The sequence below is a fragment of the Gilvimarinus chinensis DSM 19667 genome, from assembly GCF_000377745.1.
Lineage (GTDB): Bacteria > Pseudomonadota > Gammaproteobacteria > Pseudomonadales > Cellvibrionaceae > Gilvimarinus > Gilvimarinus chinensis.
Genome location: NZ_KB898706.1, coordinates 178792 through 197644, shown reverse-complemented (window position 1 = coordinate 197644; position 18853 = coordinate 178792). Strand labels below are relative to the sequence as shown.

Annotated in this window: 12 protein-coding genes; 2 read left to right on the top strand and 10 right to left on the bottom strand. The window is 50.6% G+C overall.

Translation table 11 applies throughout. From position 1 onward, the window contains the following. Positions 1–15: 15 nt before the first annotated feature. From D568_RS0100945 to D568_RS18780, 4 genes are read right to left on the bottom strand one after another with little or no spacing between them, the layout of a single operon-like run. Positions 16–804 (bottom strand): uroporphyrinogen-III synthase, encoded by a 789-nt coding sequence (locus D568_RS0100945; RefSeq protein WP_020207678.1) that lies wholly within the window; start codon positions 802–804, stop codon positions 16–18. After that, positions 801–1748: a hydroxymethylbilane synthase gene (gene hemC / locus D568_RS0100940; RefSeq protein ID WP_020207677.1), complete on the bottom strand. Its 948-nt coding sequence runs from the start codon at positions 1746–1748 to the stop codon at positions 801–803. The genes D568_RS0100945 and hemC overlap by 4 nt, the downstream gene beginning before the upstream one ends. 52 nt (positions 1749–1800) lie before the next feature. After that, a complete protein-coding gene (locus D568_RS0100935; RefSeq protein WP_040516128.1) occupies positions 1801–2520 on the bottom strand; it encodes a LytR/AlgR family response regulator transcription factor in 720 nt (239 codons plus the stop codon). Positions 2521–2524: 4 nt separating this feature from the next. After that, positions 2525–3598 (bottom strand): sensor histidine kinase, encoded by a 1074-nt coding sequence (locus D568_RS18780; protein ID WP_083915268.1) that lies wholly within the window; start codon positions 3596–3598, stop codon positions 2525–2527. Between the two features lie 122 nt (positions 3599–3720). On the opposite strand from D568_RS18780, the gene argH reads away from it, so the two are divergent. Both argH and D568_RS0100920 read left to right on the top strand, forming a co-directional pair. Continuing rightward, a complete protein-coding gene (gene argH / locus D568_RS0100925) occupies positions 3721–5109 on the top strand; it encodes an argininosuccinate lyase (protein ID WP_020207674.1) in 1389 nt (462 codons plus the stop codon). 193 nt (positions 5110–5302) lie between these two features. After that, positions 5303–7774 (top strand): PAS domain-containing hybrid sensor histidine kinase/response regulator, encoded by a 2472-nt coding sequence (locus D568_RS0100920; protein ID WP_020207673.1) that lies wholly within the window; start codon positions 5303–5305, stop codon positions 7772–7774. A gap of 36 nt (positions 7775–7810) precedes the next feature. Here the strand turns inward: D568_RS0100920 and D568_RS0100915 are convergent, their stop codons facing one another. The 6 genes from D568_RS0100915 to D568_RS0100890 form a co-directional block, all read right to left on the bottom strand. Continuing rightward, a complete protein-coding gene (locus tag D568_RS0100915; protein WP_020207672.1) occupies positions 7811–9301 on the bottom strand; it encodes a tryptophan halogenase family protein in 1491 nt (496 codons plus the stop codon). A 13-nt stretch (positions 9302–9314) separates the two neighbouring features. Beyond that, a complete protein-coding gene (locus tag D568_RS0100910) occupies positions 9315–10814 on the bottom strand; it encodes a tryptophan 7-halogenase (protein WP_020207671.1) in 1500 nt (499 codons plus the stop codon). Then, positions 10807–12327 carry a tryptophan halogenase family protein gene (locus D568_RS0100905; RefSeq protein WP_020207670.1) on the bottom strand — a complete coding sequence of 507 codons (1521 nt, stop codon included), beginning with the start codon at positions 12325–12327 and terminating at the stop codon, positions 10807–10809. Before D568_RS0100905 ends, D568_RS0100910 begins: the two co-directional genes overlap by 8 nt. A gap of 71 nt (positions 12328–12398) precedes the next feature. Next, positions 12399–15773: a TonB-dependent receptor gene (locus tag D568_RS0100900; protein ID WP_020207669.1), complete on the bottom strand. Its 3375-nt coding sequence runs from the start codon at positions 15771–15773 to the stop codon at positions 12399–12401. A gap of 672 nt (positions 15774–16445) precedes the next feature. After that, a complete protein-coding gene (gene xylA / locus D568_RS0100895) occupies positions 16446–17777 on the bottom strand; it encodes a xylose isomerase (RefSeq protein ID WP_020207668.1) in 1332 nt (443 codons plus the stop codon). A gap of 64 nt (positions 17778–17841) precedes the next feature. After that, positions 17842–18852 (bottom strand): aldose 1-epimerase, encoded by a 1011-nt coding sequence (locus tag D568_RS0100890; RefSeq protein WP_020207667.1) that lies wholly within the window; start codon positions 18850–18852, stop codon positions 17842–17844. Position 18853: the final 1 nt, after the last annotated feature.

Sequence of the window (18853 nt, the reverse complement as noted above, 5' to 3'; positions counted from 1 at the left end):
CCTACTCGGCCTGGGTTAAACCAGGGTTTGGCGATATGCCTGAATTTGTTCCAACATCGCCACATTGCCCGCATTGCGAGCCTGCAGCACTTGCGTAAAACCAAGCTCCTGAGCCTGGCGGGCCACTCGCTCACCCGGTACAAGCACAGGTAAGCGCAGTAGGCGCTCGGCAACACCTTCGTGCTGCGCTAGCTGATATACATTCTTTAAACTTTCGCCACTGTGTACCGTAATCAAATCTTCGGGCAAGGCCATTTCAAGCCATTGACGCAAAGCCTGGGCGCTGCTGGTGGCCAGGGTGCGGTGATATAGTTCGCAATGACGAACCAACGCACCACGCGCTCGAAGTGTTTCGGTCATCAACTCGCGGCCACCGCGACCACGAAATATGACGACCTTCTCCCCGGCGACATTCTGTAACGCGGGTTCGGCCAATAAATGCTCACTGTTCATCGAAGAAGCATCACCGCCCAAGGCGCTCACCGGAATATCAACGTTAGCCAGAGCTTCGGCTGTACCCCGCCCCACTGCAAAGCACTCTAGTCCCACGGGCCACTGGGGCCAATAGTCATCCAGCCACTCGCTGGCGTAATGAGCCGCATTACGACTCACAAACAGTGCCTTTTGGTATTGATCAATATCCAGAATAATCGATTTTACCGCCTGCACTTCGTCGTCTAACGAAACCGGCTCTATAACCATTGCGCAGATGACATCTGCGCTATAACCCTGCCCTCTCAGCCAGTGCTGCCACTGACTTGCCATCGGTTCGGGCCGGGTAATCAGCAAACGCCAATCGTTCATTGCAAGGAGCGACCGTAGACTTGGGCAAGAATTTTATCCGCCCCGGCGGCCAGTAAACGCTCAGCCATAGCAATGCCCATGGCCTCAGCAGAGCCCTCCGGGCCACGGTCTTCTTCAAACAATATTGTTGAACCATCCACTGCGCCGACCAACCCGCGCAACCATAACTGGTCATTCTCCCGCACGGCATAACAGGCAATAGGCACCTGACAACCGCCTTCCAGTCGGCGGTTCATGGCGCGCTCGGCTTCGACGCAAACAGCTGTCGGAGCGTGGTGCAAGGGCGCCAGCAATTGTTGAAGCTCAACATCATCGGTTCGACACTCGATACCCACGGCGCCCTGCCCGCCGGCGGGCAGACTTAACTCCGGAGCCATATAGCTAGTGATACGCGGCTCAAGCTCCAGGCGAATCAGGCCCGCACTGGCAAGAATTATTGCATCAAACTCACCGTCATCTAACTTTCGCAGCCTTGTTTGCACATTACCGCGTAAAAATTTCACACTCAAATCAGGCCTTGAGGCTAAAACCTGACACTGGCGGCGCAAGCTCGAGGTACCCACCACACTGCCCGCCGGCAGCTCTTCAAGGGTTTTAAAGGTATTGCTCACAAAGGCGTCACGTGGGTCTTCTCGCTCGCAGATCACCGCTAACCCCAAACCCTCAGGAAATTCCATGGGCACGTCTTTCATTGAGTGTACGGCGATATCGGCCTCACCCGCCAACATTGCCTGCTCCAGCTCTTTGACAAAAAGCCCTTTACCACCCACTTTTGCCAAAGGTACATCGAGAATTTTGTCGCCTCGACTGGTCAGCGGCACCAACTCCACTACAAGTCCGGGGTGGTGCTTTTCCAACTCGGCTTTTACGTATTCGGCCTGCCACAGAGCGAGCAGACTTTTGCGTGTAGCGATACGAACGGTACGTTGACTGAGCTTATTCATATATCCCCTGCGGACACCCAAAAATAGGCATGATAACAAAGCCTGATCAAGGCTACAGGTTTTGCAACAACGCCTTTACCGCACTGGCATGACGACGACTGACGGCAGGCTTATGCTCAAGATCCACTAAACGCAGGCAATAGCCACCTTCGGGGCTTCGCTCCAAGGCCCGCACATGCTCAAGCATGACCAACGCATTGCGATGCACACGTATGACGGTGTCCCCTAACTGCTGCTCAAGCTCTTTGAGCGTCTGATCCAGCAAGTGTTGCCCTTCAGTGTGATAAACCGTCACATATTTTTGATCGGCGAGAAAGAAACGTACCGCCTCTAACGGAATACGCTCTATCCCCTTGTGGGTTTTTGCCGTAATACACACTGGCGCGGCCCTGGATGTACCGCGCTGCAACTTATTGGGCTTAGCCGCTCGGATCAGCGCTTGTTGCAGATGCTCGCGGCGCACTGGTTTCAGCAGGTACCCCACGGCGACGGTCGCAAACGCCTCGAGAGCGTGCTCATCGAAAGCGGTACAAAAAATCAACGCGGGCGGGTCATCAAGCTCACCAATGTGGCGTGCCGCACTCAGGCCACTTTCGCCGGGCATTTGGATATCGAGCAGAACGATATCTGGATCAACCCGTTCAATTTGCTGCAAAGCCTCTGACGTATTAGTCGCTTCTGCCGACACCCGATAGCCATCAATATCATCTATCATGCGTACTAACCGCGCACGCGCCAGAGGCTCGTCATCTACTACTAAAATTTCCCACATAGCGTTATCCATATTGCTGCCGATTTACCGCTTTCGCAAAAGCATTAAGAGGAATTGTTATAGTGGCGGTAAAGGTTTTCGTATCGGGCTTAAGCGTTAGCTGCGCCACACCATCAAAATGTGCCTGTAATCGGTCCTCTATATTGGCCAGCGCAATACAATTGCCGCGCTGAGCACCGGGCTGATATGGCTCGGGCAACGAATTGCACACCTCAATGACTAACTGTTTCGCTTCCACCCCGGCCTTGAGGCTCACCCAGCCACCGGTAGAGGAAGGCTCGATACCGTGGCGTATGGCGTTTTCTAACAGTGGTTGCAGCAGCAAATTCGGCAGCATCGCTGTGGCTGGCAGGGCATCGACGTGCCAATCTAACTGCAACCTATCCCCCAGGCGGGCCTGTTCAATGTGCGCATAACTCAAGCACAAGGCCAGCTCTCTACTGGCCGGTATTAACGCAGGCTCAGCTAAGCTGGCGCGCAACAAATCACTTAAGTCCTCCACCTGACGCTCAGCCAATTCGGGCTCAATCGAAATCAAACTGGCAATAGTATTCATACTGTTGAACAGGAAGTGGGGTTCTATTCGTGCCTGCAGAGCCTGAATACGTGCATTTAATTCAGCCTGGCGCTGCCGATACAAGCGCTGCTGCAAATACAAATAGCGCAATAACATACCCGCCAAAATGGCAGCAATGATCACGTGGGTGAATATCTGCATCCAGTCAATATACTGCCCCCCAACGCCCTGCAAAAACCACTGGCCCGCAAGCGAGAAAAAAGCCGTAGAGCACAGCACCACCGCATAACTACAAATACCAGCCGTCACGGGATTCATACGGGTTAATATGGGCTGCATAAGGCACAACAAACCCGCACTGGCCAGTACAATCCACTGCAGCAAGAATGAAACCAGCCCCAATTGCGCCCAATTAAACCCGCCCAGCCCCACATCGGCCAACACCAATAATAACGCTAGCAACTCGGCAACAATTACCAGCAGTAACAGTGCGTAGACATTGCACAGATTTGGCAGCCCTTCACTGCGGCGACTGCTAACCCTTGAGGTGGGATCCATCATTTATCTGTTCTCGCCCCTATACCGGTCGTTATTGGCTATAATGCCGCCACTTTGTATTTTATCGGCACTGGCGCTCACAGCAACTGGCGTCAGCGCCAACCACTATAGCCGCGAGAGAGACTATGAGCGAACAAGATCAGACCGCCAAACCTTGGGGAGGCCGTTTTAGCGAGGCCACCGACGCTTTTGTGGAGCGTTTTACCGCATCAATTGGTTTTGACTGGCGACTGTATCACCATGACATCAACGGTTCTATTGCCCACGCCACAATGCTGGAAAAAGTAGGCGTACTGAGCAGCGCCGAAAAAGATCAGATTATTACCGGGCTGGAAGAAATTCGTGCCGACATAGACGCAGGCAATTTCAACTGGTCTGTCACACTCGAAGATGTGCACATGAATATCGAGGCTGCACTCACCGAAAAGATCGGCATTACCGGCAAAAAGCTTCACACCGGGCGCTCGCGTAACGACCAGGTTGCGACCGATATCCGTTTGTATTTGCGCGATGAAATTGACACTATTGCCGGTGAGCTGAAACGCCTTCAACACGGTATTTTGCAAGTGGCTGAGCGTGAAGCCGAAACCATTATGCCCGGCTTCACTCACCTGCAAACCGCCCAGCCTGTTACCTTCGGCCACCACCTGCTTGCCTGGTTTGAAATGCTTACCCGCGATGCCGGACGCCTGGCCGATTGCCGTGCGCGCCTGAACCAGTCCCCCTTGGGCGCAGCGGCGCTGGCGGGCACTACCTACCCCATCGACCGAGCCATGACGGCCGAGCTGCTGGGCTTTGATAAGCCGACCAACAACAGCCTGGATTCGGTATCTGATCGAGATTTTGCCATCGAGTTCTGCGCCTTTGCGAGTATTTTGTTGACGCACCTGTCGCGGGCCAGCGAAGAATTAGTGCTGTGGACCAGCGCTCAGTTTAACTTTATTGACCTACCCGATCGTTTCTGCACTGGCTCCTCGATTATGCCGCAGAAGAAAAACCCCGATGTGCCAGAGCTGGTACGCGGCAAAACGGGTCGGGTGAATGGCCATCTGATTAGCCTGCTGACACTGATGAAGTCACAGCCGCTGGCCTACAACAAAGACAACCAGGAAGATAAAGAGCCGTTGTTCGACGCCATTGATACAGTAAAAGATTGCCTGCGCGCTTTCGCCGATATGGTGCCCGCCATTACCTCACGTAAGGAAAACATGTACGAGGCGGCGCGGCGCGGCTTCTCTACCGCAACGGACCTGGCCGACTACCTAGTGCGCAAGGGCATGCCCTTTCGCGATGCACACGAAGTGGTAGGAAAGTCCGTGGCCTATGGCATAGACACAGGTAAGGACTTGTCTGAAATGAGTCTCGAAGAGCTTCAGCAGTTCTCCGATACCATTGCAGCAGATGTGTTTGAAGTGCTGACCTTAGAAGGCTCCGTCGCAGCGCGTAATCACACAGGCGGCACAGCCCCCGAACAAGTTAAGGCGGCCGTCGCTCGCGCGCTCGATCAATTGTAACCCGCCACAGTAGAATAACCGCGCGCCGTTGGCACTGCCGGCTGCGGCGCGCGCCCTCAAAGAAACCCTCTGCGCCCTACACCGCCCTCGCCCCAAAACCTAAAAGCACTGGCTTTGTCACAGTAATCGACTATAGTTAGCTGTTTAACAACGATTATCAATCCACGCAGGCGGTCAAAACTGGGGGCCACCCATGCCAGGGAATGAAAAAGCTCTTGAGGCTCGAATAGCACAGTTAGAGCAAGCTCTCGCAACTCAAACTGAGGCACAGCTACCCGAACAGGATGCTCTGCAGGCCCATTTTGAACTTCTGCTTGGCGAAACCGATGACAGCGCACTGCCTTTAAGTTTGCAGCTACTGGGTTCCCAAATTGACTGCCAAGAGCTGGCGATTTGGCTGGTATCCAACCACCTACAAAACTGGCAACTGCTGGCTCAATCGTCACTTCTTGAGCAACCCCAACTTAACCCTGATCAGAATCAATCACTGGAAAAGTTTCAAGCCACGCAATGGCGCGATTTTCACTTGGTACCCATTTCGTCCAACGGACAATTGATCGCCGTGTGGCAAATCGCAACAACAAATCTTTCCTGCAACCAGCTCGCCCTGGGCAAAAAAGTCGGCGCGCTCATCCACGACGCCTACTGTCGCAGGCAGCTTTTGCATAAACTGCAGGAGCGGGACAAACGCTACCACTACGCCATGGAAGCCTCTCGCGATGGCTTATGGGACTGGCAGATTCGTGATAATAGAATTCATTTCAGTCGCGGCTTTTGGCGTATGCTCGGTTACGACTACCAGCAGCGCCCCGGCACCCTCGACACCTTTAGCAACTATCTGCTTCACCCGGATGACGCGGCCGATGTTATCGATAAGCTCCAAACATCTCGATACAACCGGCAACCACATTGCAGCTTTGAGCATCGCCTTCTCTGTCGAAACGGTGAAGTGGTATGGGTGAGCTGTCGCTGTATTTTTGTTGAGCCCGACGAACATGGGACTTTCACCCGCTGTGTCGCCAACTGCAGTGACATTACAAACACCATTATCGCCCAAAACGAGCTGCTTGAGGCCCGAGTACAGGCAGAAGAAGCAAGCCACACCAAAAGCCAATTTATGGCGAGCATGAGTCATGAAATTCGCACCCCTATGAATGCCATAATAGGCTTAAGTCATCTTCTCGAGGACACCTCGATCAATGACTTGCAAAAAAGCTATATCAACAGTATTCAGAGCGCCGCTAATTCCTTACTGCAAACCTTCAATCAAGTTTTCGATTACGCCAAACTGGAAACCGGAAAAATCATTCTTGATAACAACCATTTTGACTTAGAACAGCTTCTTGAGCACCTTGCTCGATTTTTTGAAAATAGCTCGCTGCACGAAAAATCAAATATTATTTTTGACATCAAAGAAGGAACCCCACGCTTTATGCGTGGTGACGCCACGCGAATCAGTCATATCATCAGTCAACTTGTCAAAAACGCGCTGCAATACTCGGGCTGTCATGAGGTGATTGTTAGCGCCGAAGCCTTAGAAAAAAACTCAGACACTTTAGTCATTAAGTTCAGCGTCACGGATCACGGCACGGGTATTGAACAAACTCAACTCAAACAACTTCAAGAAAAACTGAAATCCTCCGCGCCCATCAAGCAGAACAGCCCCTCTGATTTTGGCTTACATATATGCAACCTGCTGGTAGCCATGATGCACGGGGAGCTAACGGTAGAAAGCGTCGCAGCAAAAGGGACCACTTTCGCCTTTACCGCAAAACTTGAAGCAAGCCAGATAGGCGACAATCGTATTCAGCAGCACGGCAGTAAATGCCAACATCTCAACTTGTTAATTGTCGATGACAACCCAATAGCCTTAAATATTTTAAAAAAGACGGCCGAAAAAATAGTCGGTAACATCGAAACCGCATCGGATGCTCACTCTGCCATTGGTAAAGTGCAACAAGCAGAAGCAGAAGGCCAGCCTTTTGATATCCTTCTGCTAGATTATAAGATGCCGCTGAAAAGTGGATTAGACGCTGCCAAGGACATTAAATGCTCAACTGACCTGCATAAAAAACCGCTTATTTTTTTAGTCTCTTCATTCCAGCGCGATGAAATATTTTCGAATCATCATGGTTCAGATTATGTCGATAGCTTTCTTGGTAAGCCTGTTAGTGAATCCCGCCTGTTTGATGCCATCAGTCGGTGCCTACCAGAAACCATAACCGAAAACCCGACGCACAATAGCGATGAAATGATAAAAGCACTGCGAGGGCTGCGAGTGCTTTTAGTCGAAGACAATGTGATTAACCAACAAGTTGCTCGCGGCATACTTAGAAAGGCTGGCATCAGCGTTATCAGCGCCGATAACGGTCAACAAGCCATGGATATTTTGCACAGTAACGCAGAGGGTTTTGATGCCGTTTTAATGGATATTGAAATGCCAATTCTGGACGGCATCAGTGCCACCAAAGCAATCCGGCATGACCTTAATCTTCGTGACCTGCCAATTATTGCCGTCACCGCTCAAGCGATTCAAGGTGACAGAGAAACGTGCCTTAAAGCTGGCATGAACGAGTACATCAGCAAACCTCTCAAGCCCGCGGACCTGTATCAAACCCTATACGACTTGCTCAGCACAAAAAAAACCAGACAGTTGCACCGATAGTGATGCAACCGCATTAGAAGTGCTTTTACCGTAAAATCACATATAGTGTTTCTTCACAAAATCCCCATGCTTAGGCAGCATAGAAACACGCTTTTCCACCGCATGGCGAATATGCGTCATTCTCATGCGCAGCTGCTCGTCCGATATAGTGTCGGCCACAGGGTGATAGCCTTCTGGCTCAACGCCCTGCCCCATCAGCACTGAAAACCAACTGGTTTCCCGAAACATGTCGTGTTTATTAATAAGAACTTCACCACGCTCTTTAAACACCTCGAGCTTCTGCCGCAATGAGTCCGGCACCGCCATATTCCTTACATATTGCCAAAACGGACTGTCATCTCGCTCAGTGATGGCATAATGCGCAATCAGAAAATCTTTCACTTCATCATATTCTTGATACATTTCCTGATTAAATCGCTCAACCAAACAGGGCTGAATTGTACGCCGAGGAAACATAGCTAAAATCTTATGTATGGCTCTCTGGATAAGATGAATGCTGGTCGATTCAAGCGGTTCTAAAAAACCCGCCGAAAGCCCCACGGCGATACAATTATTCACCCAAGACTTCTTTCTCACCCCCGTTTTAAAACGAAGATAACGAGGTTCAGCCAATGCCTCACCGTCCAAGTTATTAAGCAATACCGAACGGGCCATATCATCAGTGATGTATTTGCTGCAATAAACATAACCGTTGCCAACCCGATGTTGTAACGGAATGCGCCACTGCCAACCCGCCTCATGAGCGATGGAACGAGTGTAGGGCAGCAACTCACCCGAAGAGGCCGAAGGCACGGCTACTGCACTGTCCACGGGCAACCAATGACTCCAATCTTCGTATCCGGCATTATAGGTTTTCTCGATCAAAAGCCCTCGAAAGCCGCTACAGTCTATGAAAAGATCCCCTTCGATACGCCGACCACCCTCTAGCGTCAAGCTGGTAATATCCCCCGAGTCCGGGTTCTGCGCCACATCGCAAACCGCCCCCTCAATACGCTGAACACCTCGCGCTTCTGCAAATTCGCGTAGAAACTTGGCGTAGAGCCCAGCATCAAAATGATAGGCATAATTCACATCGGGCAACATTTTGGGGCCTGGTTCCTCTTCCACCCAGGCAAACTTTTTCTCTCTTGCCGCGCAGGCTTCTGCATTGAAGTTGAGAAAATCCGCTGCCCCTCCGTTTTTTCTCCAGCGTAGCCAATAGTGCATAAAGCTAATGCCATCCATATCGGAGCCAATCATACCGAATGGATGAAAATAGGAAACGCCCTTGCGTTTCCAGTTCGCAAACTCGATTCCCAGCTTGAAGGTTGCTTTCGTCGCCCGCACAAACTCAGCTTCAGAAATACCCAGGGCGTTGTTATAAATCATAATGGGAGGAATTGTTGCCTCACCCACGCCTACCGTACCTATGGCTTCCGACTCCACCAGGGTAATAGACACCGGCCCTCCGGATAGGGATTTAGCCAGTGCAGCGGCAGTCATCCAACCAGCCGTACCGCCACCTAAAACGACTACGCGATTAATCATTCTTGCTCCCCCTTCAGAACATGGACCCGGTAAAGTTTTCATTATTTGAGAGCCCTAAGTGTACCGACAAATCCGGCATTTGATCCGCTTCATGGGCGATAAAACTCAGCATCTTTTGAAATTCCTTAATCTGCTCATGTTCATCTAAATTAGCCACCTGCAAATCATACCCTTGTGGCAAAATTCCATTACCACAAAAAAGGGCATACCAGTCCTCTTCCTGAAAGGTTTCATCCTCTTGCATAGAGAGAACGCCTCGCGAAGAAAACAACGATAACTTTTGCCGCAACCCTGGTGTTAACGGCTTTGCTTTTAGAGATTGCCACAAAGGATCGCCATCACGGCCATTTAGCACATAGTGCCCCAACTGAAAATCCACAATACGATCAACATGGGAGTTTACTTTTTGTGCGTACTTGCGCCTTTCTTGTTCAAAATTATCATCAACAGGGAAAAGCGCCATCAGGTAAGACAGCGTGAGGTGCAGCACGTGCAACTGCACACCATTGACAGAGTCAAGATTCGCCGCAGCGCCACCAACCGCAATACAGTTTGCTACCCAGGGCCTTCCCCTACGCATTAGCTTGTGCCTTTTTACAACCCCATCTCTCATTGACATACCACTTAGCCGCTGCAAAATAGCCGGTATTTCATCCGGCACAACTTGATCAGGATCGTAATTAAACACTAACGCTGCCTTGTCTTTGGTTGGGTACACACCCAGCCAACCCCGGTCACAGGCAATGCAATGATTGTACGACGGAATGGTTGGCAGGTTATCCGCCGACGCGAGAACACTTGACGATAACGGGAAAAGATCATTCAGCGAGGCATCAGCACTCTGATCCAAGCTAGTAATCAGCTCGCCCTTAGGGCCGCTGGCGTCTATGAATAAGTCTGCCGACACCACCTGACCATCCGCCAACACCAACTGGCGAAGCTCCCCCGATTCAACAACCACCTTAGCAATATCACCGGCGTATCTTGTTATACCTTGTGACACAGTTTCTGTGGCTATTCTTTTTAAATAGGGCAGCGCGGGAATATTAAAACTATAAGATGCTTTGCTGAATAGAGAGGTTTGCTCATTTAGCAGGACAAACTTATTTCTCTTCGCGGCGGCAACCGCCAACGAAAATTCATGATAGGGAACCTGCAACCCTTTTTGTCTGCCACGAGCCCAGTACTGCACAAAGTCAATGTCATTGATGGGCAACCCGTAAGTATCGAACACTTGGTAGTAGTCACCCACCGCCGACCAATCAACAAACCGATTGCCCAGAGAGTTCACAGCGCCAAGGTTGGCAATAAGGTCAGATTCAGACAACCCCAGCAACTTATGCAATCCACGCACAGAGGGAATACTGGGATAGACCTCTTGCTCACCAATGTCAGACGGCAGCTCGACTATGGACAGAGAGACCAGCGCATTAGCCCCCAGAAAACGTTGCAACACTCTCGCCGTGATCCACGCATCGGCATCTCGACCGACCACACAAATACTTTTAACCATGAGCTAACTCACCAATTTGAGACTTGCAGTAATCGTTAATAAATTCTCGATGAGAACTTAAGTCCGCCACACCTGAATCAATTGAATGCTTGATAGATTGCATACGATCCGCAAGGCGCTGCACGCTTTGGTTATCACAGACTCGCTCGTAGCCACGCGCACCACCCACCTGCCCCATCAACACCGCAAGCCAACTGGAAGGTGAAAACAAACCGTATTTGTACTGGTCTATGTAACCACGACTGGCATACAGCGATATTTTTTCCCGTAAAGAGTCGGGAAACTTCATTTGCCGGCAGTCATCCCAAAAAGACTCGCCCTCTCTACCGTTTGCAACGTAATGCAATATCAGAAAGTCTCTTATTCGCTCATATTCAAGGTCGATTCTGCGATTGAACTCGTCAACAAGTGGGGCAGAAGGGTGTTTATCTGGAAATAGGTTGAGAAGCTGCTGAATCGAAACCTGAATAAGATAAATACTCGTCGATTCCAGCGGCTCCAGAAAACCTCCGGAAAGACCCACAGCAATGCAGTTCCCTTTCCAGTTGACCTTACGACGACCTGCTTCAAATTTTAATAACGCAGGATCCGACAGCGGCGCCCCCTGTATAGGGTGGAGCAAGCTGCTAGCGGCTTCATCGTCGCTGATATGGTGGCTGGAGTACACGTAACCATTACCCGTACGATGCTGTAAAGGGATGCGCCACTGCCACCCCGCCGCTTGAGCCGTAGATTTCGTATACGGCGGCATCGACGACATAACCTCACTCGCTGCTGTCACGGCTCTATCACAGGGCAACCAATGAGACCAGGACTCGAACTCGACACCAAGCTCCGCACCCAGCAATAAAGACCGAAACCCCGTACAATCAATAAAGTAATCGGCCGTTATTTCCTGGCCAGATTCGAGTACGATTTTTTCAACCCGAGCACGGTCATCAGTGCATTTAACCTGAGTCACTCGCCCTTCGATACGCGATACACCCTTACCGACTGACATTTCTTTTAAATAGTTCGCGTAAAGTCCCGCATCGAAGTGATAGGCATAAGAGTATGTAGAGGCTATGGCATTGGCATCACTGGCCGGAAACGTAAATTTACCCTGACGAGCGGCTTGAATAGAATAGCTGTAACTCTCCAAAGGCTCGGCCAGACCTTTTTGATGTACCTTTAACCAATACTGATGAAAGTCCATTCCCTGAAAACTTTTACCAAAAGAGCCAAAAGGATGCATGTAACGCTTACCGGGTGCGCCCCAACCATCAAATTCAATACCCAGCTTGAAAGTGGCACCGGTTTTTTTCATCATATCCGGCTCAATAATTCCCAGCTTGTCATTAAACTCTTTGATGGCCGGAATTGTCGCCTCACCCACACCCACGGTACCAATTGCGTCGGACTCAACCAGCACCAGGTCGCACACTTTATCCGTAACCACATGCGATAAAGCGGCGGCGGTCATCCAACCTGCGGTACCACCACCCACAATCACGATTCTTATTTTTTCATTCATTACTATATCTGCCCCAAAAAAAATGCGCTGCTAAACAGCAGCGCATTTTTCGGTTAGCTTAGTATTTCGTTTTACTGGAATACAAAGCGTAAACCAACAGTGAATCGGCGATCCTGCTGATGCCAACCCGTGGGCAATAGCAATCCACCATCTTCTACGTCAGTCACCTGCTGCCTTAATACAGTCTCTTCGTTTAACAGGTTACTACCCTGGAAACTAATATCAAGATTATCGGTTAAGCTGAATTTGATCGAGCCATCCAGCTGCCCATAAGCTTCCGTCCAAACCGGGTAAGCTACACAGCAGTCGATAGCCGTTACCATATAGTCATCGCGCCAGCTGTACGCCAAACGCGCTTGCCAGTCACCATATTCGTACATGCCGATCAGGTTAAAGGCGTGATCACTCAACCCCTCTAAGCGGTCTGTACTAATGGAATCTGGCGCCTGATCGGTAATGGTCGAACCCTCACCACCGGTATTTTTAACACCTGAGTTGGTAATACCATTGTTATCAATAAAGGTGTAGTTGGCCTGCATGCCTAAGCCGTTAAACGGCTCAGGCAGGAAGTCGAAAAACTGCTGGTAAGCAATCTCGAAACCACTGATATCCGCACCTTCTCCATTCAGCGGGCCGCGAATTTCAGCCGTACGATTCACACCATTATTTTCAAACTCACGATAGTAGGTGCCAAACTGAATATAGTCATCAAATTGCTTATAGAAGACCGTACCCGTTAATGAACCCACATCCGAGAAGTAATACTCCAGGGCTAAATCAAACTGCGTTGCCTCAATGGGCTTGAGGAAGGGGTTCTGCGCATCACCGCCATAGTAAACATTGGCCCCAACGATTTCGCCATCAGCATTTTTTTCCCATAAAAGGTCATTGGGGTCATTGGCGTCCGGCAGTCCCTGTCCAACACTGACATAGTTACGCAAGTTGCCAATATCCGGACGAGACATGGCTTTAGAAGCCGCAAAGCGCAGTAACAGCTCTTCACTGAGATCAAACTTAATATTGAAGCTCGGCAAAATATTGGTGTGATTCGCTTCCGTACTGCTGGTTTCGTTAGCACCGTTCATAAAGGCCACGTCATCTTCCGACAAATAACAACCTACTGAACCGGGTACCGGAGCCGGGCCACCACCCTGAGCAAATTGTGGCTCACAACCCAAAATAGTACGGGTAGGATCTGGCTCACGAACATAGACAGGGTTGCCAAACTCATCAACTTCACCTGTATCAATGGCGGTGAAGAAGTACTCATCACCCAATCGTGGATACGCGATACCACCGGTACTGGTGTCCTTGGTGTCCACGTAACGCACCCCAATATTACCGGAGAACGGAATACCTAAGAATTCAGCGTCAGAACCACCAAAGTTAAATTGTAAATAGAAAGCCTGTGTGGTTTCCGTAATATCGACCACTTCGGCCGGCGTGTAACAGGTACCGGGAATTTCTTCCGCGCGGTCGCCCATGTTCGAGCAAATAGGATCCCAACCCGTACCACCGGTAAAGCCCAGTGATGACGCGCCAAAGGCATTGGCCATACGCTCACGATCTTGCAGCAAATCCATATTGGCAAAAACGAACTGGTTTTGACTGATATCGTGATAGCTGGAGGTGCCGAATTCACGCACTTCGTAATAATCTTCCGGGTAACCGGTAAAGCCAGGCTGTGCGCCCACTCCATTTGCCGGTTCGTGTTGGTCAAGATTGTAGTAAGGCGCTTGGTCAGCAGTCCAGGTGTTGGCTACGTTCTGCCAGTTGTAGCCACTCCAGCGCACTTGCTGATCGCGCTCAGCCCAACGCACACCGGTTTTGATGGATTCAAGCCATCCATTGTCAATATCAAATTCAAAATCTGCTTTTGCCGCAAGCTGCTCACCCTCACTCTCTTCTAAGTGATCCATGATGAAGTGAGTGCGATAGTTATTAGGGTTAGCCCACAAGCCCTGCGACATATTCACGTTGGTGGGCTCATGTAAGGTCAATGACGGGTGACCACCACTTAAATCCAACTCGGCGTTGGAGTAGGTGGCAAAATTCATGGAAATGTCGTAGTTGTTAACCTCTGACTGCACATACTGAACATCAAAGTTCGAACGAATACTGTCAGTAATCGACCACTTCATATTCAGCGAGAAGTCTTCGGTCACATTCTCGTTATTGTTAGAGCGGGTTTCAGCCGTGGTATCTACACCGCGTGTAGTCGGTGAGCAGCCATTGCCATCCCAACCGTTATCTGCATTATCGTAACAAGGGACAACCAGTGGTTGGCCAGCAGCATTTGTAGCAAAGCTCTTAGCTTCTTCACTGCTACCACCCCACCAACCAACACCTGTATTAAAGGTACCGCTTTGGAATAGCCCCTGATCATCAAAAATAAAGTCATCCGTGCCGGGCGCTGGTTGCGGGCGGGTATTATCGCGTGCATCACCTTCGAATGGAGGTACCTCGTAGTAAACACTTTGCTCATAGGAAAGGTCAGCAGGTGCAATACCAACCACATATTCTTCCCACGCATTATCGTATTCAGAACGGTTGTACTGGGTTGTCAAAACAACCGTTTCTGATGGGTTCTGATATTGAAAGGCCAGTGCAGTACCCAAACGATCACGATTGTAAACATTCTCACGGAAATTAACGGTTGCAGGAATATAACGCAGGGTGTCGTCACCGTAGACATCGCGGAAGCGGTTCATCCGATAAAGCTGCATACCTTCGGTCTGAGTAACAACCTCTGAGTAGGCAACATTACCCAGAAACCCAAACTCACCAACACTGGTTTCCCAACGGTTACTGTACAAACCAGATACTTCGGGAGTAACTTCTTCAGACAAGGTGCCGTAGTTTGCGTTAACGGTTACGGCGACCATCTCGCCGTCCTGGTCGAAAGGCACACGGGTGCGCATATTAACGGTACCGGCAATACCACCTTCAATCAGCTCTGCCATCTGGTTCTTATAGGTGTCTACCCCGGACATCAGCTCGGGAGACACATCACCCCAGCTCAAGCCGCGCGAAGAGTTAGCGCTAAAGGAATCGCGGCCGTTGAACTCGGTGCGTACCTGATTTAAACCACGAACAACGACACCCGAAGGCTCGGCCGAAAAGTGAGCGGTGTCGTCGGAGGCAGCAAAACGGTTTACCGTAATCCCGGCCACACGCTGCAGGGCTTCAGCAACAGACTTGTCGGGAAATGAACCTAAATCCTTGGCCGTAATCGAATCCACCACAGTGGCGGCGTTGCGCTTAATATCCTGGGCCGTTTCGAGGGACTGACGCATCCCTTTTACTACCACCTCTTCAAGCAGCATTTCTTGATTTGTTGCATCAGCGTCTTGGGCAGACGCCACCACACTGGTCAACACCAGCAATGATGATGCAAGGGAAGTAAACCCGACTTTACGACCGGGCACACGAGTACGAATAGTCATAGCATGATCTCTTTTATAATAATTAATACATGAGCATTAGTGGCTAACGGCTTGCATTACAGTCGACACAGCATCCAGGCTGATTGTTAGCGTTATCCGACTTATAACAAACCATCGGTAAAATTTTGGCTTAACACTGCCAAATAGTCAATTAAACACTAGGAACGCCAAAGAAATTGTAACCGAATGCATAAAGTGTCCAAAACAGTAACACTTTATGCGCCAAGCTTTCCTTCACACCTGTAAATTAGCGCTCTCAGAACATTCTTCAGCGCCAAGCCTTCAGGATTTGATGTTATATTTCGACCGTGCATCGCCACACCAAAGACAGAAAAAACTAGACTCTCTGATCTCCACAGCGAGTAACAAATTTCTGATGTTTGCGTTATCATTTTTAACAAAAACAACCAAAAAACTCTAAAGCAGCGGCGGCCACCCTCTGCCGTTTACTAGAGGCACTGCTTTCTCTTTGCTGTCATCACCCACCCTAAGGCAGACTGCACCAAAGGCTTTTCAAAGGTGACAGCTAGGCCAGAAAACCAAGTAACATCACACGGATTCGAACGCCAACCTCGACGGTTAGGCTGATCACTGCCGCAAACCCCCATCGAAACGGCGCGCTGAGTAGCAGCACGCCGCCTGACGTTAAACAAAGCGCCTCAGGAAATCACCTTAGCGAACGTAACGGTTGATAATGTTCTCGTACAATTCTTGCTGGCCGCTGATTTGCGCAGGCTCACCACCGGCATTACCGATAGCCGCCAGAGCTTCCAGGCTCAATTCGCCAGCTTCAAATTTGGCACCATCGCCAGAATCGAAAGTGGCGTAACGCTCTTTGCGCATAGCTTCGATGGGCGAGTTTTGCAGAATGTCATCGGCAATCACCAATGCGCGGGCAAATACATCCATACCGCCAATATGGCCATGGAAAGTGTCGACCAAGTCGGTAGAGTTACGACGGCGCTTGGCATCGAAGTTAACACCACCACCAGCCCAGCCACCGGCGCGCAGTACCACAAGCATCATCTCAACGGTTTCGTTGATGTTGTAAGGGAACTGGTCAGTATCCCACTGGTTTTGGTAATCACCTCGGTTGGCGTCAATAGAACCCAACATGCCGGCGTTTGCAGCAACCTGCATTTCGTGGTCCATGGTGTGGCTGGCCAAAGTAGCGTGATTGGTTTCGATGTTCAGTTTGAAGTCTTTATCCAAGCCATGATGACGCAGGAAACCAATAACGGTTTCGCTATCGAAGTCGTACTGATGCTTAGACGGCTCCATTGGCTTAGGCTCAATCAGGAAGTTGCCGGTAAAACCGTTGGCGCGGCCGTAGTCGCGAGCCATGGTGAGGAAGCGCGCCATATGCTCTTGTTCGCGGCCAATATCGGAATTGAGCAAGCTCATGTAGCCTTCACGGCCACCCCAGAACACGTAGTTCTCACCGCCCAGGGCGATGGTGGCATCAATCGCGTCTTTCAATTGTGCGCCCGCATAGGCAACCACATTAAAATCCGGGTTGGTAGAGGCGCCATTCATAAAGCGAGGGTTGGTGAACAGGTTAGAGGTGCCCCACAACAACTTCATTCCAGAAGCTGCCTGTTTTTCTTTGGCCCACTCAACCCAGTTAGCCAAACGCTCTGACGTTTGGGCACGGCTGTCACCCTCTTCAATGACATCCACATCGTGAAAACAATAAAAAGGCGTGCCCACTTTTGTGAAGAACTCAAACGCAGCATCCAACTTCATGCGCGCACGAGTTTCAGCATCTTTACCTTCATTCCAGGGAAATACCAGAGGCCCTGGACCGAAAGGATCGTGACCGGCGCCGCAGAAAGTGTGCCAATAACAGGTCGCAAAACGCAAATGCTCTTTCATGGTTTTGCCGCCGATCACACGGTTTTCGTCATACCATTTAAAAGCCAGCGGGTTATCCGACTCTGGTCCCTCGTAGGCAATTTTACCTACGCCTTTAAAGTATTCTTTATCTCCGATGAGTACACTCATAACAATTACCTTTTAGTGATGCTGCGGCATTCAAAACACCGCGAAATTAATAATGATAGGAGACTTACGCCTCGCAAACGCGCACACCAAATACGCCCTTGTAACTTTGCCCCGGTTTTACAACCACCAACCCTTCACCTGTGTTGAATGCATCGATACCGCAGCTCATAGGTTCAACCGCTAACGACTGGCGATCAGGCGACGTGTACACCTGTATAAAATTCAAACCACGGGGTCCCGTTTGCTGCCACAGCTGCAAGCCAAAACCTTCTCGCTCACTCGCAAACAGAGCCGCGGCCTCAGTTGCCTTTGGCCCCAAGACGAAACAGTTGTCCAGCTCCACTCCCGCCAAACCCGCAGGCGCGTTAAAACGCTCGTCAACCAGTCGCTTGCCGGTCGGCAACATACGCTCATCCACCAACACACGCTCGACGGCGGGTAATTGCAACGAACAGTCGTCAATGGATACACCCAAGGTGTAATAGGGGTGCCACCCCAGGCCCACCGGTATGGGCTGCGTGTCTTTGTTCTCAACCTGCATTTCTACCTGCAGCGCACCTGCGGCGCTTAGCTGATAGACCATGCGTACCTCAGCTTTGAAGGGGTAGCCGGGCTCGGTGCCATCCACAGCGTAGACCAAGGTGGCACTGCTGATATCGCCACTGGCGGTTTGATTGACCACTTCAGCGGGTGTGCGATGCAAAAATCCGTGCAACGCATTGTTTAAAGCAGGCTCGTTAACCGCAAACGACAACTCTTTACCACCAAAATGGTAACGGCCCCCGCGCAACCGGTTGGGAAAAGGAAACAACACCGCCCCGCGATAGCCAGGGTTTGCGGCACATTCGCAACGCTCTACCCCCGCAATCACATTGCGCGGCCCTTGCGGTGTCGGCACGATCAACTCATTGATCATGCCGCCGTAGTTTGGCTCTAAGGTCAGCCGTGATGGCCCCGCTTCCAGCACCAGTGGCGTTGATTCAACGCTCAGGGGAGCTGAAGACTCTGGCTCCAAGGACGCTGAAGGCTCTCGCACCAAGGACACTGAAGACTCTGACTGTTCGCGGCCAGTCATA